Source organism: Methylobacterium sp. EM32, from assembly GCF_040593685.1.
GTDB lineage: Bacteria > Pseudomonadota > Alphaproteobacteria > Rhizobiales > Beijerinckiaceae > Methylobacterium.
Map to the genome: position 1 here is coordinate 1 of NZ_JBEXZS010000248.1, position 19,100 is coordinate 19,100.

Sequence of the window (19,100 nt, forward strand, 5' to 3'; positions counted from 1 at the left end):
TCGACCTGGCGTATCTGTGCTGCCTGCCGAACATGACGGTGATGGCGGCCTCGGACGAGGCCGAGCTGGTGCACATGGTGGCGACCGCCCACGCGCATGATTCGGGCCCGATCGCGTTCCGCTATCCGCGGGGCGAGGGCGTCGGCGTCGAATTGCCGGAGCAAGGCGAGGTTCTGCCGATCGGCAAGGGCCGGGTGATCCGGCGTCCGGAGGGGGCGCGGGTGGCCCTGCTGAGCCTGGGCACGCGCCTGGCGGAGGCGCTGAAGGCGGCGGAGCGTCTGGAGGCGGCGGGGATCGCCGTGACGGTGGCGGATGCGCGGTTCGCCAAGCCGCTCGACGAGGCGCTGATCCTGGACCTGGCGGCGAGCCACGAGGTCCTGGTGACCCTGGAAGAGGGGTCGGTGGGCGGCTTCGGGGCGATGGTGCTGCACCTGCTGTCGGGGCGCGGCGCGCTGGACGAGGGCCGTGTGCGGGTGCGCACCCTGACGCTGCCGGACACCTACCAGGAGCACGACACGCCGGACCGGATGTACGCGGAGGCCGGTCTCGACGCGGCCGCGATCGTCAAGGTCGTCGAGGCGACCCTGCCGGCGCGCCCCGAGACCAAGCCTGCCAGCAACGTCGTCAGCGTCGCCCGGCGCCAGCGCTGAAATAGATTCCGGGCCGCGTCCGCCGGACGCGGCCCGGATCTCCGCTACTTGATCACCGCGCAGCCGATGCGGGCGCCCGCATTGCCGATCGGCTGGGTGGCGTGGTCGTCCTCGTTGGCGTGGATGATCAGGGCCGAGCCGTCATTGTCCTTCAGGCCGCCCTCGCCGGTGAGCGGCGTGTCGCTCGACACCTCGGCATTCACCGAGCCGTCGGCATTGGCGTAGACGTTCGGCAGGTCGCCCTCGTCGGGTCCTTCCGCGTTCAGCAGGCCGTGCTTGGCGTTGTCGTGATTGACGTGCGCCTTCGACTCCTGGAACTTGTCGGTATCGGCGCAGCTGCCGACCGCGTGGAAGTGGATGCCGTGCCAGCCGGGCGGCAGGCCGCCGGCCTGGATCGTCACCCGCATCACGAGGGTGTTGGCGCCGTCGCGGAGCGCGATCTTGCCGATCGTCTCGCCCTTGTTGTTGACGATCGGCGCGTCGTAGGTCGTCGGCGCGGCCTGGTCGGCGGGCTTGTCCTGCGCGAGGGCAGGCGCCGCCAGACCGAGGGCCAGGGCGCCGGCGAGCGTGACGATTCTCATGGGACCACTCTCCTCGTGTGTCGCGGTGTAGCTAGGGCGCGCGGCGCCGGTGGGGACGGCCCGGCGCGAGCGATGTCGCGACGGGGCCGCACTTATCCGACCAAGGACAAAGGGCGATGACGACGGGCGAGCGCCTGCGGGCCGACCGCCTCCTGGTGGAGGCGGGCCATTTCGAGAGCCGGGCGCGTGCCCAGGCCGCGATCGAGGCCGGGCTGGTGCGGGCCGACGGCATCGTCGTGCGCCGGGCCTCGGACATGATCGCCAGGGGCGCCGCCATCGTGGCGGAGGCCCCGCACCCCTACGTCTCCCGCGGCGGGCTCAAGCTCGCTGCCGCCCTCGACGCGTTCGGGATCGATCCGGCCGGCCGGACCTGCCTCGACATCGGCGCCTCGACCGGCGGCTTCACCGATGTGCTGCTGCGCCGCGGCGCGGCCTTCGTCCACGCCGTCGATGTCGGCCGCTTCCAGCTCCATCCGCGCCTTGCCGGCGATTCCCGCGTCCGCGCCCTCGAGGCGACCGACGCCCGCGCCCTGACCCCATTTCCTGAGCCGCCCTCCCTCCTGGTGATCGACGTGAGCTTCATTTCCCTGCGGCTGGTCCTGCCGCCCGTGGTCCCGCTCCTGGCGCCCTCCGCCGCGCTCGCGGCGCTGATCAAGCCGCAATTCGAGGCCGGACGCGCGCATGTCGGCCGCGGCGGGCTGGTGCGCGACGAGGCGGTGCAGGACGAGGTCTGCGCGCGGATCCGGGCCCTGGTCGCGGATCTCGGCTTCGCGGTCCGCGGTCTGATCCCGTCGCCGGTCGAGGGCGGGGACGGCAACAAGGAATTCCTGATCGGCGCCGTGCGGGAGTCTGGGCGATGAGCGACGTGATGGAGATCGCGCGGCTCGGCCTGCGCGGCGACGGGGTGACGGCGGACGGGATCGTGGTGCCGGGCGCGCTGCCGGGCGAGACCGTGCGGGCGCAAGCGGAGGAGGGGACCCGTCCGCCCCGCGCCCGGCTCGACGCGGTGCTGACCCCGTCGGCCGATCGGATCGCGCCGTTCTGCCCGTATTTCGGCACCTGCGGCGGCTGCGCGATCCAGCACCTCGCAGCCCAGCCCTATTCCGAGTGGAAGCGCGACCTCGTCGTCGGGGCCCTGGCGCGGGCGGGGATCGCGGCGCCGGTGGCGCCGCTCCTCGACGCCCACGGGTCGGGCCGCCGCCGCATCACCCTGCACGTGCGCGCCGGCGAGGGCGGGCCGCAGGCGGGCTTCATGGCGGCGCGCAGCCACGCGCTCGTGGCGATCGACCATTGCCCGATCACCGAACCCGCCCTTCACCGCGCCCCCGAGATCGCCGGCCGGGTGAGCCGGCCGCTCGGCGGCGGCGGCGGAAAACCCCTCGACGTGCAGGTGACCGCGACCGCCGGCGGCCTCGACGTCGACATCCGCGGCCACGGGCCGGCCTCCGACCGGGCGCGCCAGGCGCTGGTCCTGCTCGCGGGCGAGCTCGACCTCGCGCGGATCTCGCTCCACGGCGACGTGCTGATCGTGCGCCGCCCGCCCGAGATCCCGGACGGCCGCTCCCGGCTGGTGCCGCCGGCGGGAGGCTTCCTGCAAGCGACGGCGGAGGGCGAGGCGACCCTCGCCCGCCTCGTCGTCGAGGGAGTCGGCAAGGCCAAGCGCGTCGTCGATCTCTTCTCCGGGGCCGGTGCCTTCTCGCTGGCGCTGGCGGAGGGCCACACCGTCCACGCGGTCGAGGGCGAGGCCGCGGCACTCACCTCCCTCGACCGCGCCTTCCGGGACACGGCGGGCCTGCGCACGATCACGACCGAGCGCCGCGACCTCTTCCGCCGCCCGCTGCTCGCGCCGGAACTCGACCGCTACGATGCCGTGGTGTTCGACCCGCCGCGCGCCGGCGCCGAGGCGCAGAGCGCCAGAATCGCCGAATCGAAGGTGCCGGTGGTGGTCGGCGTGTCGTGCGATGCCGGCAGCTTCGCGCGCGATGCGGCTCTGCTGGTGCGCGGCGGCTACACGCTCGAGACGGTAACCCCGGTCGATCAGTTCCGGCACTCGCCGCATGTCGAGATCGTCGGCGTGTTCCGCCGTCCGGGCAAGAAGCGCTGAACGCCGTTCGCCCCGCTGCCCGGGCGTGACCGGCCGCTACGAGGTCGTCCCGGGAACCCGGGTCGAGCGCGAATTCAGCTTTCCCAGGCTGGTGGCGAGCTCGGCCGACGCCTCGGAGACGGCGGTGGCGACGGCGACGAAGCCGCGTTCCCTCAGGGCCGCGGCCAAGTCGTGGAGTGCGACCTCGAGCTGGCGGGTGAGGACGTGCTCCCCGAGGCTCGACAGCGCGCGATGGGCGACATCGGCCAGTCGCTCCGCCGTCGGCCGCTCGACGTGCCGGAGGAGGATCGCGAGCGTCGCGACGGCCTCGGTCAGGGTCTGCGACTGGATCGATTCCGACGCCACGACGATCACGGCCTCCAGCGCATCGGTCGCGATGACCGGGGCCGCATCGTCGTAGACGATGTGGGAGCCGGGATCGTCCCGACACTCGACCTCGCCCCGGCTCCACTGGGCGATGATGTCCCGCAGCGCCTGGATGACCGTGAGGCCGGGATTCGGGTTGGATTTCGAGGTCGAGACCGACGTCCACGCGATGGTCGAGAGCTGGTGCAGGCCGTAGGCCGTGCTGTCGTTCAGGTCGCGGCCATCGTCGTAGGCGAGCGCCGCCAGGATCTCGTCGGCGAGGCGCTGGTGCACGTCCTCGCTCAAGGTTGCACCGGGTCGGCACCGGACCTGGAACACCGGATCATGGACGGCCCGATACGTCCCGAGCGTGACCAGGACCTCGATCTCGGCATCGCCCGGCGCGTGACGCTCCACCGCATTCTCGATACGGGAGAGGTCGAGCCCGACGACGTATCCGCTCTCGCGCGAGCGGAGGAGCGCTCCGTCGCGCCAGTCGGGCCGCCTCTGCCGCCGGGTCGTTGCGAGGAGATCGAGATCCTTGCGACGCGCCATCAGCACCTTGTCGTGGATGAACTGAATGATCTGCTCCGGCCGCATCTGGTCGATGGTGTTGTAGATCATCACGATGATCAGGCACAAAGCCAGGGCCGTGAGCAGCAGGCTGAGCGCCGCAGCGAAGACCGGTCGATGGAAATCCGTATTGGTGACGAGCGTGGTCAGCACGAACACCGACAGCCCGACGAAGTACCCGAAATAGAACTGGTTGACCTTGCGGGCCATGAACTGATCGGTCACCTGCGCCGTCAAGGCGGCGGCGCCCTGCTGCACGGCGAGAAGCAGGAGGGAGAAGGTGATCGATGTGACCGTGATGATGCCCGATGCCACGGTCGCGAGCAGGCTCCCGAGCGCCGCCCGGTCGCCCATCAGGTCCCCGAGCCAGCGGAAGCCGGGAGGCGCAGCCCCGCCCGACCAGGACGTGTCGGCGAGGTAGATCAGGGCGCTCAAGCCGGCAAAGCCGATCACCGTGGCGAGCGGCAGGGTCAGGAATTGCCGGAACGACCGCCTGATCGCGCTCGCGACGCGAACCGGGATCGACGTGATGGCCTTCATGGGCGGAGATCACTGCGAGGCGAGGAATAGAGCATTTTCCGACGAAGTGGATACCGGTTCATCGTGGAAAAATGCGGCAAAATCAAAGGTCTAGAGAGCTTCGCGAATCGCAATGCGATCGTGAAGTGTTATAGTGGTCCTGCATCATCCCTCCGGTGCCGCCGGCACCTGCCCGCCCGCCACATCCCGCCGCGGCTGCAGCAGCAGCGCCAGCAGCCCGGTCCACCCAGTCTGGTGCGCCGCCCCCAGTCCCGCCCCCGTATCCCCGTGGAAATACTCGTGGAACGGGACGTGGTCGCGAAAGTGCGGATCGTCCTGGAACAGGGGGTTGTCGCCCAGCACCGGCCGCCGGCCGTCGGGCCCGCGCAGTACCAGGCGGGTGAGGCGCGCAGACAGCTCGTCGGCGATCTCCGGCAGGGTGAGGTAGGTCTTCGAGCCCGACGGGCACTCGATCTTGAAGTCCGGCCCGTAGAAGCGGCCGAACTCGGTCAGGGCCTCGACCAGCAGAAAATTGATCGGCAGCCAGATCGGACCGCGCCAGTTCGAGTTACCGCCGAACACCGCTGTGGTCGATTCCGCCGGCTCGTAATCGACCGCGAAAGTCTCTCCGTCCCAAGGGAAGCGGAACGGCGCCGCCGCGTGCGCCTTCGAGACCGAGCGCACGCCGTGGGGGGACAGGAACTCGGTCTCGTCGAGCATCCGGCGCAGCAGCGCCTTCATGCGGTGGCGGCGCAGCAGCGAGAGCAGCACCCGGTTGCCGCGGCCCGGCTCCTCCCAGCGCGAGACCTGGGCGGCGAGGTCGGGGCGGTGGGTGAGGAGCCAGCGGGCGCGGCGGGCGAAATCGGGGAAGCGCTTGCCCATGTCCTCGTCCAGCACCTCGACGGCGCAGAGCGGGATCAGCCCGACGAGGGAGCGCACCCGCAACGGCACCTGGCGGCCGTCGGGGAGGCTGAGCACGTCGTAGTAGAATTCGTCGGCCTCGTCCCACAATCCGGTGCCGTTGCCGCCGACATGGGTCATCGCCTCGGCGATGGTCAGGAAATGCTCGAAGAACTTGGTGGCGATGTCCTCGTAGACCGGGTCCTCGATCGCGAGTTCGAGGGCGATGCGCATCAGGTTGAGGCTGTACATCGCCATCCAGGCGGTGCCGTCAGCCTGGTCGAGGGTGCCGCCGGTGGGAAGCCGCGCCGAGCGGTCGAAAATGCCGATATTGTCGAGGCCGAGGAAGCCGCCCTGGAAGACGTTGCGGTCGCCGGCATCCTTGCGGTTCACCCACCAGGTGAAGTTCAGCATCAGCTTGTGGAAGACCCGCTCCAGGAAGGCGCGGTCGGCTTTGCCCGTCATCGCCTGATCCATGCGGTAGACGCGCAAGGCCGCCCAGGCATGGACCGGAGGGTTCACGTCGCCGAAGGCCCATTCATAGGCCGGCAATTGCCCGTTCGGATGCATGTACCATTCGCGGGTGAGCAGGATCAGCTGGCCCTTGGCGAAGGCCGGGTCGACCAGCGCGAAGGTCACGCAGTGGAAGGCGAGGTCCCAGGCCGCGTACCAGGGGTATTCCCACTTGTCCGGCATCGAGACGATGTCGGCGTTGTTGAGGTGCGTCCAGTCGCTGTCGCGGCCGTGGCGGCGCGCCGCGGGCGGCGCCGGCTGGGCCGGATCGCCGGCGAGCCAGCGCCGGACGTCGAAATGATAGAACTGCTTCGACCACAGCATGCCGGCGAGCGCCTGGCGCTGCACCAGCCGGGCATCCGGATCGGCGATACCGCTTTGGAGCGCGCCGTAGAAGGCATCGGCCTCGGCGAGGCGGCGTGCCATCACGGCGTCGAAGCCTGCGACGTCGCGATCATCCGGGCCGGCGGCGGGGCTCAGGCGGAAGCGCAGCGTCACGGTGCCGCCCGGCGGCACGGTGATCGACGCCCAGGCGGCACACTTGGTGCCCTCAGACAGCGGGTTCACCGCCTCGCGCCGCCCCTCGATCACGCGGTCGTTGATCGCGTCCTTCGGGTGGGCGGGGCCGGATGTGCCGAAGAGGCGGCCGGCATTGGTCTCGTTCTCGCAAAACAGGAACTCGGCCGGCTGCAACGCCGCGAACCGCATCGGCGGCAGGCTCTTGCGCGTCGCCTCCACGGCCCCGGTCTCGGTCAGGCGCAGGAGCGGGCGCGGATGCTCCGGCTCCCAAGGTTCCCGTCCCCACGACCAGGTGTTGCGCGACCAGAGCTGCGGCAGGACATGGAGCTCCGCCGGGTCCGGGCCGCGGTTGACGACCGTCACCCGCATCAGCACGTCATCGGGCGCGGCCTTGGCGTATTCCACCGTCACGTCGTGGTAGCGCCCGTCCGCGAACACGCCGGTGTCGGCGATCTCGTATTCTGGCAGGTTCTTCCCCTTGCGGCGGCCGTTCTCGGCGACGAGGTCGGCGTAGGGGTAGGCGGCGTGCGGATACTTGTAGAGCATCCGCATGTACGAATGCGTCGGGGTGGCGTCGAGGTACCACCACAGCTCCTTGACGTCCTCGCCGTGATTGCCCTCGCTGTTGGTGAGGCCGAACATCCGCTCCTTCAGGATCGGGTCGCGGCCGTTCCACAGGGCGAGGCCCAGGCACCAGAGCTGGCGGTCGTCGCTGACTCCCGCGATGCCGTCCTCGCCCCAGCGATAGGCGCGAGAGCGGGCGTGGTCGTGGGGCAGGTAGTCCCAGGCGGTGCCGCCCTCGCTGTAATCCTCCCGCACCGTGCCCCATTGCCGCTCGCTCAGGTACGGCCCCCAGCGGTGCCAGCCCTCGGTGGCGACGGCGGCGAGGCGGCGGCCCTCCTCGGTGTCGGCGAGGCAGGGGGCGGGACCGGGCATCGCGGGATCCTCCATGGGGGTCACACCGGATCGAGGTCGAGCATCCGCCGCACGCGGATCAGCTCGCCGAGGGACCAGGCCTGGAACGGGCAGCCGCCGGGGCGGTGGGGCGGGTCGCCGTCGGCGACCTCCGAGACGTGGCCGAGGCCGGCCTGATCCAGATGGGCCTGGAGCGGCGGCAGGAAGCGCGTCCGCGCCTCGGCTTTCGCGGCGGCCGAGCGGCCGCGCACGGAGAGCCAGGCATCGACGAAGGGACCGATCAGCCAGGGCCAGACCGTGCCCTGGTGGTAGGCGCCGTCGCGCTCCGCCGGCCCGCCCGCGTAGGTGCCACGATAATCCGGGTCGGCGGGGTCGAGGGAGCGCAGGCCCAGCGGCGTGAGGAGGCGCGCTTCCACGGCATCGACCACCGCCCGGGCGGCGTCGCCGGTCAGCAACGGGTAGGGCAGGCCGCCAACGGCAAAAATCTGGTTCGGCCGCATCCGCGCATCCACTGCGCCCGGCACGTGGTCGGCATCGATCACGTCGTAGAGGGCACCCGCGGGCGAGACGAAGCGGTCGAAGGCGGCGGAGGCGCGCCGCTCCAGGTCGCGCCAGCGTGAGGCCCGCTCGGGCCAGCGCGCGATGCCGATCTTGAGCGCGTTGATCCACAATGCCTGGGTCTCGACCGGCTTGCCGATGCGGGGCGTGATCACCCGGTCGCCGACCTTGGCGTCCATCCAGGTGAGCTGCACCCCCGGCACGCCGGCGCGCAGGAGCCCGTCGGCATCGGCCGCGATGCGAAAGCGGGTGCCGGCGGCGTAGCCGTCGAGGATCGCCGCGCAAGCCTCGGCGAGGCGCGCGCCCTCCGCCTCCGGCACCGGCCGCCCGGCGGCGGCGTGGGCGGCGAGCGTGTCGTCGACCGCCACCACGTACCAGAGCGAGGCGTCGACGGCGTTGTATTCCGGCGCCTCGCCCCGGTCGGGGAAGCGGTTCGGCATCATGCCCTCGCTCACCGCGCCGGCCCAGGCGAGCAGGATCGCGCGGGCTTGGCGCAACGCGCCGGTGGCGACGAGGAGGCCGCGCAGCGCGATGAAGGTGTCGCGGCCCCAATCGGTGAACCACGGAAACCCCGCCACCAGGGTTCGCCCGCCCGGCCGGTCGACGAGGTAGGCGCCGGCGGCCAGCGCCAGCGGCGACAGCGCCTCACGGCGCGCCCGCTCGGACGCGACGAGGCGCTCGGCATGGGCCGCCGCCCGGATCCCGAGCCCGTCGCCACTGCGCAGGATCATCACCGCCGGACCGGCGGCGAGGTCGAAGGTGAAGGCTCCGGGGCTCGCCAGGTCCTCGGTCGCGTCGAGGCCGCGGTCGCGCTCGGCCTCGTACAGGAAATTCCGGTACCAGTCGGGCCCGTGCGCGTAAGTCCCGTTGGTGAGCGCCGCGACCGCCGGCAGGTCGGGATAGGGGCGCCAGGCGACGTTGCCGCCCTGGACGGTCGCCGCGAAGGCGAAGGCCGGATTCTCGTGGTGGAGGGCGTGATAGTCGCGTCCCGAGAGGAGCGGACGCACGGTGAGCGTACACGGGCCGTCGCCGGCAAGGCGCTGCCAGCGCAGGAGCGTCTCGCAGGAATCCGGCTCGACCAGCACCTCGTGCCGGATCGTGGCGCCGCCCGGCAGGCGATAGGTCCAGAGCGGCCAGGGCCGCGGGGAGAAGTCGATGAGGTGGCGCCAGCCGTCCGGGTGGATCACGTCCGGCGCGTAGGCTTGCGTCGAGAGCGGCACCGTCCCGCCATCGGTCGAGACCTCGCCCTCGAACCCGTTGACCAGCACCACCCGTCCGGTCGGCGGGGTCGTGGCCGTCAGGAGGAGCGCGTGGTAGCGCCGCGTGCGGGGGCCGGCGACCGGGCCGGAGGCGAAGCCCCCGAGGCCGTCGGCTTCCAGCCACTCGCGGGGGTCGTTCACCGTCAGTCGCCCGACGAGCCGCCATCCAGGGGCAGCCAGCGCCGGCCGTCGCGGGCCAGCAGCGCGTCGGCGGCTTGCGGCCCGGCGCTGCCGGCTTCGTAGGGCTCCGGCTCGCCGCCGGCACCCCAGGCCTTCACCAGCGGATCGACCGCGGCCCAGGACGCCTCGATGTTGTCGGCGCGCTGGAACAGGGTCGCGTCGCCGCACAGGCAATCGTAAAGCAGGGTCTCGTAGCCGACATTCGGCTCCTGCGCGAAGAAATCCCCCTCGCGAAACGTCGAGCGGACGGCGCCGAGGCGCATCGACGGGCCCGGCACCTTGGCGTTGAACTCGGTGGTCATCCCCTGGACCGGATCGACCATGATCCGCAGGATGTTGGGGGCGATCTGGTCGACCGGGGTGTCGCGGAAGAGGCGGTAGGGCGCCGGCTTGAAGTGGACCGCGATCTCGGTGCGCCGCCCGGTCATCCGCTTGCCGGTGCGCAGGTAGAACGGCACCCCGCCCCAGCGCCAGTTGTCGATGGTGAGCTTCAGGGCCGCGTAGGTCTCGGTACGGCTGTCTTTCGCCACGTGCGGCTCGTCGCGGTAGGACGGCACGGCGCGGCCCTGCTCGGTCCCGGCCCGGTACTGGCCGCGCACCGCGTCCTCCGGCTGGACCGGGCGCACCGCCTGGACGAGCTTCGCCTTCTCGGTGCGCACCGCCTCGGCATCGAAGGAGACCGGCGGTTCCATTGCGGTCATGCAGAGGAGCTGGAACAGGTGGTTGGGTACCATGTCGCGCAGCGCGCCGGTCGGCTCGTAGAAGGCGCCGCGCTCCTCGACGCCGATGGTCTCGGCGGCGGTGATCTGGACGTGGTCGACGAAGTCCCGGCGCCAGATCGGCTCGAACATCCCGTTGGCGAAGCGGATCGCCATGATGCTCTGCACCGTCTCCTTCCCCAGGAAGTGGTCGATCCGGTAGAGCTGCGACTCGTCGGCGACCGCGAGCAGCCGCTTGTTGAGCTCCCGCGCCGAGGCAAGGTCGCTGCCGAACGGCTTCTCGATCACGACGCGGCGAAACGCGCCGTCGCCCTGCTTCAGGAGCCCGGCCTCGCCCAGATGCTCGACGATCGGCGCGAAGAAGCGCGCCGCCACCGCGAGGTAGAACACCGCGTTGCCAGGAATTTTTTCCGCGATCTGCCGGTAGGTCTCGGGGGCCAGGAAGTCGCCCGTGAGGTAGTGCAGCCGGTCTCGCACGAAGCCCCAGGCGGTCGGATCGATGTGCTTGGCGTGGAACTCCGCCGTCTCGTCCTTCGTGAAGGACTCCATCGTGTCGGAGAGGTTTTTCCGCCAGCTGTCGTCCGAACCGTCGCTGTGGTCGACGCCCCAGATCGTGGTCGTGCCGTCGAGGAGGCGGCTGCCCGCGAGGTTGTAGAGCGCCGGCATCAGCAGGCGCTTGGTCAGGTCGCCGCCGGCGCCGAAAATGACGATCGTGCAGGGCGGGGCCGGCCGGCTGCCGGAGGCGGCGTGCCCCTCCACCGGGACGTGCGACGTCGTGGCTGTCTCGGACGTCATGGGGAACTCCTGGCCGTCGGGGGCGACAGCGCTGAAGCTAGATCCCGCAGCGCAGCAGGCAAGGGCAGGCGGGGGATGCAGGCCCGCCCCGCCGATTCCCGGCCTTTCCGGGGCTCCGCCGCCGCCTTAAGGTCCCGGCCGACGAGACTTCGAGAGCGAGCGGAACGATGGCGGACGGCACCAGTCAGGCGGGCAGCGTCGCGGTGATCGGGAGCGGCGGGATCGGCGGCTACCTGGCGGGGGCGCTGGAGCGGGTCGGGCGGGACGTCACGCTCTGCGTGCGCACGCCGTTCGACCGTCTCGTCGTCACGGATGCGGCGGGCGAGCGCGAGGTGCCGGTGCGCATCGTCGCGGATCCGGCCGAAATCGGCCCCATGGATTGGGTGCTTGTGACCACGAAGGCGCAGGACACCGCGGGCGCCGCGCCGTGGTTCCGCCGCCTCGTCGGCCCCCGGACCCGGGTGGTGGTGGTGCAGAACGGCGTCGGCCAGGCCGAGCGGGCCCGGCCGCACCTGGCCGAGGGCACATTGGTGCTGCCGGCGATCATCTACTGCTCGGTCGAGCGCACGGCGCCGGGCCGCATCACCCATCACGGCAGCACGAAGATGACCGTTCCGGCGGGTCCGGACGGGGCCGCCTTCGCTGAGCTGTTCGCCGGTACGCCGTTCGAGATCACCCAGGAGGCGGATTTCGTCACGGTGGCGTGGCGCAAGCTCCTCAGCAACGCGGTGGTCAACCCGATCACGGCGCTGACCCTGCGCCGCATCGCGATCTTCAACGACCCGGCGATCCAGGACCTCGCCCGCGGGCTGATGGACGAGGTGATCCGGGTCGCCAACGCCGAGGGCGCCCGTCTGACCGGGGAGGACGCCACTCGCATCCTCGAGGGCTACCGGCGCATGACCGGCGACGGCGGCAGCTCGATGCTCTACGACCGCCTCGCCGGCCGCCCCCTGGAGCACGCCCATCTCACGGGTGCCGTCATCGAGGCCGCCGGGCGCCACGGGATCGACGTGCCGCTGAACCGGGCGATCCTGGCGCTGGCCGGCGCGGTGAGCGGGCGGGGCTTCGACGGCCGGGAGTGAGGGCGGGCGCGCGGTGATCGCGGTTCGGGTCCGACGGGCCCGGAGCCGGCGTGATCGGTCGCGTCGGCCGATCCGGCACCGGGCCGACACCACTCCCGGTCATCCCGGGGCTCGCCGCAGGCGAGAACCCGGGATCCAGAACCGCTGACGTTGGAGAAGGAAGCGGATCGCGCTTCGCCTCATTTAGAAACCTCAGCGGTTCTGGATCCCAGGTTCCGCTGCGCGGCCCCGGGATGACGCGGAGGATATGTAAACGTCGGGCCAGAATCGGACAGGCTCTCGAGAATTGTAAAGAGGCTTCTCCAGCTTTTCTCGGCACTCACGGGATTGCCGGTGCCTGCGGTAAGACGGAAGATGCGAGACGCACCGCGCCACCCCTGCAAATGCCCTTCGAGTGCCACCTCGCCCGCCCCCGCACATGATGCAGAGTCATGGCGGCATGCTCCGCACCGACCCACGCGGCGTTGACGGCAGAGCATCGATCAGACCAAATCTACGCCTCGGTGCGAATCGCCGGACAATCACATCCGAACCTTGCACCGACTGAGGCGAAGTCGTCTAGGCCGATGCAGGCGCGCCGAATACTGCCGGAGGCACGCGTTGCGCGCCCGCTTCTTCAGCAGCGTCATCGTTCCGGTGGCGCTGATCTTCGTCGTTCTGTCGTCATATCAGGGAACACGCGCGCAGGAATTGCCGCGCGCCCTGAGGGACGAGATCGACCGCGACGTCCGCGACTGCACCCCGGGGAAGGATGCACCCCGGCGCCGCTTCATCTCGCGGCAGGACGTGAACCGCGACGGCGTCCCGGATTTCATCCTCGATTACGGCGGCTTCCAGTGCGGGAGCCTGGCGTCGCATTATTGCGGACCGGCCGGATGCGCCACGGTGGTGTACGCCTCGAAGAAGCGGAACGGCTACGTGAAGGTCTTCAGCGAGACCGTGCGCGACCGGCACGCCACGACGGTGAACGGCCGGCCCGCCCTGGTGGCAGGCCTTCCCGGCAGCGCCTGCGGCCTCGCCCCGTTCGAGCCGTGCCGGAAGACGTTGACCTGGGACGGCGCGCGGTTCGTCCCGGGACGCGAGGCCCCGCAGGCCCGGGCCCGCTGACCGCTCTCGGATGTCCGCTCCCCGCCTACTCGCCGCCGTCCCCGCCGCTGCCCCCGGTATTCGGCAGCCCACGCTCGGGATCGGTCGAATTCGAGGTGTTCGCGGTATCGTTGGACCAGTTGTCGGCGCCGGTCCCGCTGCGGGCGAGGGTCCCGGTGGAGCCGGGGCCGGAATTGTCGATCTGCGTCCGGCTGCCCTCGAAGACTTCCTCCCGACCCTGATACGGCGTCGTGAGCCGCTTCGGCCCGGGCTCCCTGATCTCGGCAGGGTTGACTCCAGTCTGCGCGTAGGCCGGCACGGCGAGAAACATGGCGATACCAGCGAGATACAATCCTCTCATGGATGCCTCCGGTGTCAAAAGCCCCGCTTCATTTGCGAAGCCGTCATCCTGATCTAGGGCTTCTTGTGGGATCCGACACTTCATCATTCCGTGAGCGGGAGCCCGGCCCGCACGGCGACCGGTCATGCCTCGTCGGGCGCGACCTCGACCCATACCCGGGTCCCGTCGATCCGGACCGGATAGGTCGCCAGATCCCGGCAAACCGGCCCTCCCTGGGCTCGCCCGGTGGCAATCTCGAACAGGCCGTAATGCGCCGGGCACTCGATGTAGCCCTCCACCACCTCGCCCCCGGCGAGGGACACCCCGGCATGGGTGCAGAGCGCCTGCGTGGCGTAGATCGCGCCCTCGACGCGGTAGAGCGCGAGGGAGACGCCGCCGGCCTCGCGGGCGAGCACCGGGCTTTCCGCGAAATCCGCGAGGTCGGCCACCGGATGCCAGGTCATGCGGGCAGCACCACCGCCCGGCAGGCGCCGAAGCCGATCGGGGCGAAGCCCTCGCGCCGGCCATGCGCCGTCAGGATGACCTCATCGCCGTCCTCCAGGAAGCGGCGCTCCTCACCGGTACCGAGGCGGATCGGCGCCTTGCCGCCCCGGGTGGTCTCGAGCAGGCTGCCGCAGGAATCCGGATCCGGACCCGACAGCGTGCCGGTGCCCAGGAGGTCGCCCGGACGCAGGTCGCAGCCGCCGCTGGCGTGATGGGCGATCATCTGCGCCACCGTCCAGTACATGTGCCGGGCGTTGGAGCGCGCGATCCGGTGCGGCGCCCGACCGGCCTCGCGCGAGGCCCGGGTCGCGAGCCGGATCTCCAGCTCGAGGTCGAGGGCGCCGCCGGCCTGGTCCGCGGCGTCGAGGAGGTAGGGCAGGGGGGCGGGGTCGCCCTCCGGCCGCGCGTCCTGCGGGATCCGGAACGGCGCCAGCGCCTCCGGCGTGACGATCCAGGGCGAGATCGTGGTGGCGAAGCTCTTGGCGAGAAACGGCCCGAGGGGCTGGGACTCCCAGCCCTGGATGTCCCGGGCCGACCAGTCGTTGAGCAGGCAGAAGCCCGCCACCTGCCCGGCCGCCTCGGCGATCGGCACCGGCGTGCCGAGCGCGTTGCCGGGTCCGATCCAGACCCCGAGCTCCAGCTCGTAGTCGAGCCGGCGCGACGGTCCGAAGACCGGTGCGTCGAGATGGGGCGGCTTCGCCTGGCCGTGCGGTCGGCGCACCGGCACCCCGGAGGGCCGGATCGAGGAGGCGCGGCCGTGATAGCCGACCGGCACGTGCTTGTAGTTCGGCAGCAGAGGCTGGTCGGGCCGGAGCAGGCGGCCGGTCTCGGCGGCGTGATGGATGCCGATGAAGAAGTCGGTGTAGTCGCCGATCCGCGCCGGCAGGTGCGGCGTGCACGACGCGGCCGGGTGCAGGAGCGGCAGCACCCGATCGCGGTCCGGGCTTTCCGCCCGCAGGAGCCGGAAGAGCTGGTCGCGCAGGGCCCGGCGCGGAACGGCGCCGAGGGCGAGCAATCCGTTGAGCTCGCCGGATTCCGCCGCTGCGACCGCCCGCGCCGCCTCGCCGGTGAGGAGGCCCCCGGCCCGCGCCGCCGGCAGGTCGAGGATGTGGTCGCCGATCGCGACGCCGGCCCGCGGAGCGCCGCCCTCGGGCGAGAACACCCCGAGCGGCAGGTTCTGGATCGGGAAATCGGGATGCCCGTCGGCCCCCGGCACGCCGCAGCGGGCGGCAGCATCGTGGGTGTGGTCGAGGTCCGTCGGAATCGGCATCACTCCGCCTCCGGCCGGCTCGGCTCGACACACGCGGCGCCGAAGCCCGGACGGCGCCCGACCGGTCATCGCCTCCACGGTCATGGCGCGACCCTTTCCTGCCCGATCGATTGGTTTCATCTGCAACCTTTTCCCCTGGATAGGAGCGGCCGCCCCAAGCGTCAAGCGCGAGGGCGGTTGCGCTCGGGCCGGCCCTGGGGCACAGCACCGGGCATGATCGCGGTGGATTGGGGAACGAGCAGCGCCCGGGCCTACCGGCTCGCGCCGGACGGCGCGGTGCTGGCGCGGCGCGAGGGCGCGGGCGGCATCCTGCGGGTGCCCGAGGGAGGCTTTCCGGCGGCCCTCACGGAGATGGTCGGGGAGTGGCTGCAGGCCGGGGAGACCCGGGTGCTGCTCTCCGGCATGGTCGGCAGCCGCCAGGGCTGGCAGGAGGCGCCGTATCTCGCCTGTCCGGCGGGGCTCGACGAGCTGGCGGCCGCCCTCGTGCCGGTGCCGTTCGCGGGGGCCACGGTGCGGCTGGTGCCGGGCCTGAGCGCCGAGGACGCGGCGGGCACGCCCGAGGTGATGCGCGGCGAGGAGGTTCAGGTCTTCGGAGCGCTCGCGGGCGCCGAGGACGCGCTGATCTGCCTGCCCGGCAGCCACGCCAAGTGGGTGCGGGTCGCGGGCGGGCGCATCGCCGGCTTCACCACCAGCATGACCGGCGAGGCCTTCGCGGCGCTCAGCGGCCACACGATCCTCGGCCGGATGATGACCGGACCGGCGGAGGTGGGCCCAGCCTTCGAGGCGGGCGTCGCCCGCTCGGCGGAAGGCGGCGGCCTGCTCCACCACCTGTTCGGCACCCGGGCCCTCGGGCTGTTCGGCCGGCTCGCGCCGGAGGATGCGGCGAGCTACCTGTCGGGCCTGCTGATCGGCCACGACGTCGCGGCCGCGATGACCGAGCCCGCGCTCGTGCGTCTTGTCGGCTCCGGCCCGCTGATGGCGCTCTACGGCCGGGCGATCGCCCTCAAGAGCGGGCAGGCGGTGGCGGGCGATCCGGACGCCGCCGCCCGCGGCCTGTCGCTGATCGGGGAGAGAACCGAATGGATGTGACGGGCTGGCTCTCGCGCTGCCCCCTGGTGGCGATCCTGCGCGGCGTCACGCCGGACGAGGTCGAGGCCATCGGCGAGGCGCTGGTGGCGGCGGGGGTGGTGATCCTCGAAGTGCCGTTGAACTCGCCCGAGCCGGTCGAGAGCGTGCGCCGTCTGAGCGCCCGCCTCGGCGACCGGGCTCTCATCGGCGCCGGCACCTTCCGCCGCGAGGCCGAGGTGGCGGCGGTCGCCGAGGCCGGCGGACGCCTCCTGGTGACGCCCCACGCTGATCCGGCCCTGGTGCGCGCCGCCAAGGCTCGCGGCATGGTGGCGATGCCGGGCTTCCTGACCCCGGCCGAGGCGTTCGCGCTGCTCGATGCCGGCGCCGACGCCCTCAAGCTGTTTCCGGCCGAGGCCGGAGGCCCGCCGATGCTGAAGGCCCTGCGGGCGGTGCTGCCGAAGGGCACGCCGCTGCTCCCGGTCGGCGGCGTCGATGCACGGAGCCTGCCGGCCTGGCGCGAGGCCGGCGCCAGCGGTTACGGCTGCGGCTCCTCGCTCTACAAGCCCGGCGATACGCCGGACGACGTCGCCGCCAAGGCCAAGGCCCTGATCGCCGCGCTCTGAGCCCGCATCGAGCAGCGGCCACCGGCGGCGGACCGGAGACCGGGCCGCGTTCCGGCGGGTGGGCAGGCGGGCCGCACGCGCCCGTCGGACGAGAGGCAATCGCGACGCACCCACGTGCGCGATTCGCATAAGGTATCTTATGGAACCTGCGCCCGCAGTCCCGTCGCCTTGGGCAAGCCCCTGAGGCTGAACGGGTTCTGGCGATGGGCGGCGTCACGCCGTCTCCCGCTCGGCCCTGGTCGCTACGCCGTGCAGCCGCGCCGCCACGATCCGCGCCAGCTCCGCCGCCTGGCTGCGGATGTCGGGCACCGCCGTGCATTCCCACAGCGTCCCGCGCAGCAGCGGCCCGAGGGTCCAGAGCGGCTGGGCGGCCTCGCCGCGCTGGTCGAGCACCGCGAGATCCTCCGCCACCGCGAGGCCGAGCCCGAGGGCGTCCGGGCGGACCAGCCCGCGCTCCATCAGGCGGCGCAGGAGCAGGTCGTTGGTATCGGCGACGCGCCCGACCCCGGAGGCGTCGATGATTCGCTGCACGTCGACGATCCGCGGCGCGGCGGCGCCCCGTTCGCGCAAAGTAACCCGGGCATGGCCGGCTACGTCCTCGACCGCGACCACCCGGGCGCGCATCAGGGTCAGTCCGCCGCCGGCGAGCTCGCGGCCGATGATCTCGTCGGCGGGCGGCGCCATCCGGTGGCGGTGCACGTCCCAGAAGGCCCGGACGTGGCGCAGGAAGCGGCGCTGCTCCGCAAGCGGCAGGCCGCGCCAGAGACCGATGCTCGCGCCCCGCAAGGCGTCGATCACGCCGCGCCAATCGATGCCAGCCGCCGCGGCCCGCCGGGTCTCATCGCGCAGGAACCGCAGCAGCGCAGGGAGCGAGGCCCGCGCCGCGGCCGGGATCTCGGGCGCGGGCCACGGCGCGGTCGCGGCATGGACCTGCGGCAGCAATCCGTGGCGCGAGACGGCCAGGATCGGCCCGGCGAAGCGGCGCTGGCGCAGGGCCGCGACCGCATCGACCATGGTCAATCCGGTCCCGACGATGAGCAGCGGCAGATCGGGCCGCAGGTCGTCGAGGGGCGCGTCGTCCCAAGGGTCGACTGCGTAGCGGCTGCGCGGTCCGCGCGGCGCCCGCAGGTTGCCGCAGGCCAGGATCGCGCCGGCGACCCTGCGCCGCCGGCCGGCCGCCAGCGTCAGCTCGAACCCGTCCTCCACCGGGGCGAGATCGACCACCTCGTCGTTCTCGAGCATCAGCCGCGGCGCGTGCCCCGGCTCGGACAAGGCCGTCAGCAAGAGGTCTGTGAGGTACCGGCCATAGAGCCCGCGTGCTGCGAACAGCCCGGCCGGCGTCGATCGGGTCCAGGCGATCCCGTCGTGCGGGCACGCTTCCAGCCAGCGGGAGAAATGTTCCGGCTGGTCCGGAAACGCGCTCATGTTGGTGGCACGGACATTGAGCAGGTGGTCGCTGCACCCGGTCGCGTAGGCGAGCCCGCGCGCGAAAGCGCCGGATTTCTCGCACAGCAGGACCGGACGTTCCGGCATCAGCCGGCTCAGGTGCAAGGCCGCCATGGTGCCGCTGAACCCGGCGCCGATCACCGCGAGGGGTGGAAGGGTCGTGCGCATCCGCCGTCGCTCTCCTGCATCGCCACCCTATCTAGGACCTCCGAGCCGGAAGGTCTCGGCTGCGGGCATCCGCGGGCGAATGAGCGCGTCGGTATGCGCGCCCCCTGCCCCGACCGAGTTGACAGCCGAGCCGGCTACCCTTAGACAGCCGCTCACCGACGGGGCGCCGAGACGAACGGCCAGCCCCACCGGACTTCCTCAGAGAAGACGAAGCAAGGGCCAGGGAAACCTGGCGCTGCTTTCTGTTCTCCAAGGGTATGAGATCTGGCCCCTGGCCCGATCGGCTCTTTGACAAGTTCATACGAGAAAGAGAAGCGTGGACGGCGTCGTCCCTGCGGGTCGGTTTCTTCGAAACCGGTCGTGAGTAGGATGATGCTGGT

General features: G+C 71.7%; 16 protein-coding genes. 7 read left to right on the forward strand and 9 right to left on the reverse strand.

All coding sequences use genetic code 11. The features are described from left to right. Nucleotides 1-650: transketolase C-terminal domain-containing protein (locus tag ABZT49_RS31355; RefSeq protein ID WP_355292139.1), on the forward strand; the 650-nt coding region annotated here is incomplete at its 5' end. Nucleotides 651-694: 44 nt separating this feature from the next. Here the strand turns inward: ABZT49_RS31355 and ABZT49_RS31360 are convergent. Beyond that, nucleotides 695-1,231: a superoxide dismutase family protein gene (locus ABZT49_RS31360; protein ID WP_109971102.1), complete on the reverse strand. Its 537-nt coding sequence runs from the start codon at nucleotides 1,229-1,231 to the stop codon at nucleotides 695-697. Between the two features lie 116 nt (nucleotides 1,232-1,347). On the opposite strand from ABZT49_RS31360, the gene ABZT49_RS31365 reads away from it, so the two are divergent. Both ABZT49_RS31365 and ABZT49_RS31370 read left to right on the forward strand, forming a co-directional pair. Next, nucleotides 1,348-2,091, forward strand: a complete 744-nt coding sequence (locus ABZT49_RS31365) for a TlyA family RNA methyltransferase (protein ID WP_355292141.1) — start codon at nucleotides 1,348-1,350, stop codon at nucleotides 2,089-2,091. Further along, nucleotides 2,088-3,335 (forward strand): RNA methyltransferase, encoded by a 1,248-nt coding sequence (locus tag ABZT49_RS31370; protein ID WP_355292143.1) that lies wholly within the window; start codon nucleotides 2,088-2,090, stop codon nucleotides 3,333-3,335. The genes ABZT49_RS31365 and ABZT49_RS31370 overlap by 4 nt, the downstream gene beginning before the upstream one ends. Before the next feature lie 36 nt (nucleotides 3,336-3,371). Here the strand turns inward: ABZT49_RS31370 and ABZT49_RS31375 are convergent, their stop codons facing one another. From ABZT49_RS31375 to zwf, 4 genes are all read right to left on the reverse strand, one after another. Further along, complete coding sequence (locus tag ABZT49_RS31375) at nucleotides 3,372-4,793, reverse strand: DUF2254 family protein (RefSeq protein WP_355292145.1); 1,422 nt, start codon at nucleotides 4,791-4,793, stop codon at nucleotides 3,372-3,374. A gap of 144 nt (nucleotides 4,794-4,937) precedes the next feature. Continuing rightward, a complete protein-coding gene (locus tag ABZT49_RS31380; protein ID WP_355292147.1) occupies nucleotides 4,938-7,640 on the reverse strand; it encodes an MGH1-like glycoside hydrolase domain-containing protein in 2,703 nt (900 codons plus the stop codon). 20 nt (nucleotides 7,641-7,660) lie between these two features. After that, nucleotides 7,661-9,577 (reverse strand): amylo-alpha-1,6-glucosidase, encoded by a 1,917-nt coding sequence (locus ABZT49_RS31385; RefSeq protein WP_355292149.1) that lies wholly within the window; start codon nucleotides 9,575-9,577, stop codon nucleotides 7,661-7,663. A 2-nt stretch (nucleotides 9,578-9,579) separates the two neighbouring features. Further along, the gene (gene zwf / locus ABZT49_RS31390) at nucleotides 9,580-11,130 is read right to left on the reverse strand and encodes a glucose-6-phosphate dehydrogenase (protein ID WP_355292151.1); all 1,551 of its coding nucleotides are present in this window, start codon (nucleotides 11,128-11,130) and stop codon (nucleotides 9,580-9,582) included. Between the two features lie 167 nt (nucleotides 11,131-11,297). Here zwf and ABZT49_RS31395 point away from each other — a divergent pair, with 167 nt between their 5' ends. Beyond that, nucleotides 11,298-12,215 (forward strand): 2-dehydropantoate 2-reductase, encoded by a 918-nt coding sequence (locus ABZT49_RS31395; protein ID WP_355292153.1) that lies wholly within the window; start codon nucleotides 11,298-11,300, stop codon nucleotides 12,213-12,215. Between the two features lie 600 nt (nucleotides 12,216-12,815). Beyond that, nucleotides 12,816-13,322: a hypothetical protein gene (locus ABZT49_RS31400; protein WP_355292155.1), complete on the forward strand. Its 507-nt coding sequence runs from the start codon at nucleotides 12,816-12,818 to the stop codon at nucleotides 13,320-13,322. 25 nt (nucleotides 13,323-13,347) lie between these two features. Here the strand turns inward: ABZT49_RS31400 and ABZT49_RS31405 are convergent, their stop codons facing one another. From ABZT49_RS31405 to fahA, 3 genes are all read right to left on the reverse strand, one after another. Beyond that, nucleotides 13,348-13,662, reverse strand: coding sequence for a hypothetical protein (locus ABZT49_RS31405; protein ID WP_355292157.1), 315 nt, complete (start codon nucleotides 13,660-13,662; stop codon nucleotides 13,348-13,350). Nucleotides 13,663-13,784: 122 nt separating this feature from the next. Continuing rightward, nucleotides 13,785-14,105 carry a non-heme iron oxygenase ferredoxin subunit gene (locus ABZT49_RS31410; RefSeq protein WP_355292159.1) on the reverse strand — a complete coding sequence of 107 codons (321 nt, stop codon included), beginning with the start codon at nucleotides 14,103-14,105 and terminating at the stop codon, nucleotides 13,785-13,787. Beyond that, nucleotides 14,102-15,415, reverse strand: a complete 1,314-nt coding sequence (fahA, locus tag ABZT49_RS31415; protein WP_355292161.1) for a fumarylacetoacetase — start codon at nucleotides 15,413-15,415, stop codon at nucleotides 14,102-14,104. Before fahA ends, ABZT49_RS31410 begins: the two co-directional genes overlap by 4 nt. A gap of 213 nt (nucleotides 15,416-15,628) precedes the next feature. Between fahA and ABZT49_RS31420 the strand changes: the two genes are divergently transcribed. Continuing rightward, nucleotides 15,629-16,504: a 2-dehydro-3-deoxygalactonokinase gene (locus ABZT49_RS31420; RefSeq protein WP_355292163.1), complete on the forward strand. Its 876-nt coding sequence runs from the start codon at nucleotides 15,629-15,631 to the stop codon at nucleotides 16,502-16,504. Continuing rightward, on the forward strand, nucleotides 16,495-17,106 hold the full coding sequence (locus ABZT49_RS31425) for a 2-dehydro-3-deoxy-6-phosphogalactonate aldolase (RefSeq protein ID WP_355292165.1): 612 nt from the start codon (nucleotides 16,495-16,497) through the stop codon (nucleotides 17,104-17,106). The genes ABZT49_RS31420 and ABZT49_RS31425 overlap by 10 nt, the downstream gene beginning before the upstream one ends. Before the next feature lie 213 nt (nucleotides 17,107-17,319). Here the strand turns inward: ABZT49_RS31425 and ABZT49_RS31430 are convergent, their stop codons facing one another. Continuing rightward, entirely contained in the window at nucleotides 17,320-18,720 is a 1,401-nt protein-coding gene (locus ABZT49_RS31430; RefSeq protein WP_355292167.1) for an FAD/NAD(P)-binding protein, read from the reverse strand. Nucleotides 18,721-19,100 lie beyond the last annotated feature (380 nt).

Excerpts from the sequence above, each read along its gene's own strand:
- ABZT49_RS31360 (WP_109971102.1), bottom strand. The coding sequence starts at position 1,231 with ATGAGAATCGTCACGCTCGCCGGCGCCCTGGCCCTCGGTCTGGCGGCG.
- ABZT49_RS31365 (WP_355292141.1), top strand. The coding sequence starts at position 1,348 with ATGACGACGGGCGAGCGCCTGCGGGCCGACCGCCTCCTGGTGGAGGCG.
- ABZT49_RS31370 (WP_355292143.1), top strand. The coding sequence starts at position 2,088 with ATGAGCGACGTGATGGAGATCGCGCGGCTCGGCCTGCGCGGCGACGGG.
- ABZT49_RS31375 (WP_355292145.1), bottom strand. The coding sequence starts at position 4,793 with ATGAAGGCCATCACGTCGATCCCGGTTCGCGTCGCGAGCGCGATCAGG.
- ABZT49_RS31380 (WP_355292147.1), bottom strand. The coding sequence starts at position 7,640 with ATGCCCGGTCCCGCCCCCTGCCTCGCCGACACCGAGGAGGGCCGCCGC.
- zwf (WP_355292151.1), bottom strand. The coding sequence starts at position 11,130 with ATGACGTCCGAGACAGCCACGACGTCGCACGTCCCGGTGGAGGGGCAC.
- ABZT49_RS31395 (WP_355292153.1), top strand. The coding sequence starts at position 11,298 with ATGGCGGACGGCACCAGTCAGGCGGGCAGCGTCGCGGTGATCGGGAGC.
- ABZT49_RS31405 (WP_355292157.1), bottom strand. The coding sequence starts at position 13,662 with ATGAGAGGATTGTATCTCGCTGGTATCGCCATGTTTCTCGCCGTGCCG.
- ABZT49_RS31410 (WP_355292159.1), bottom strand. The coding sequence starts at position 14,105 with ATGACCTGGCATCCGGTGGCCGACCTCGCGGATTTCGCGGAAAGCCCG.
- fahA (WP_355292161.1), bottom strand. The coding sequence starts at position 15,415 with ATGCCGATTCCGACGGACCTCGACCACACCCACGATGCTGCCGCCCGC.
- ABZT49_RS31420 (WP_355292163.1), top strand. The coding sequence starts at position 15,629 with ATGATCGCGGTGGATTGGGGAACGAGCAGCGCCCGGGCCTACCGGCTC.
- ABZT49_RS31425 (WP_355292165.1), top strand. The coding sequence starts at position 16,495 with ATGGATGTGACGGGCTGGCTCTCGCGCTGCCCCCTGGTGGCGATCCTG.
- ABZT49_RS31430 (WP_355292167.1), bottom strand. The coding sequence starts at position 18,720 with ATGCGCACGACCCTTCCACCCCTCGCGGTGATCGGCGCCGGGTTCAGC.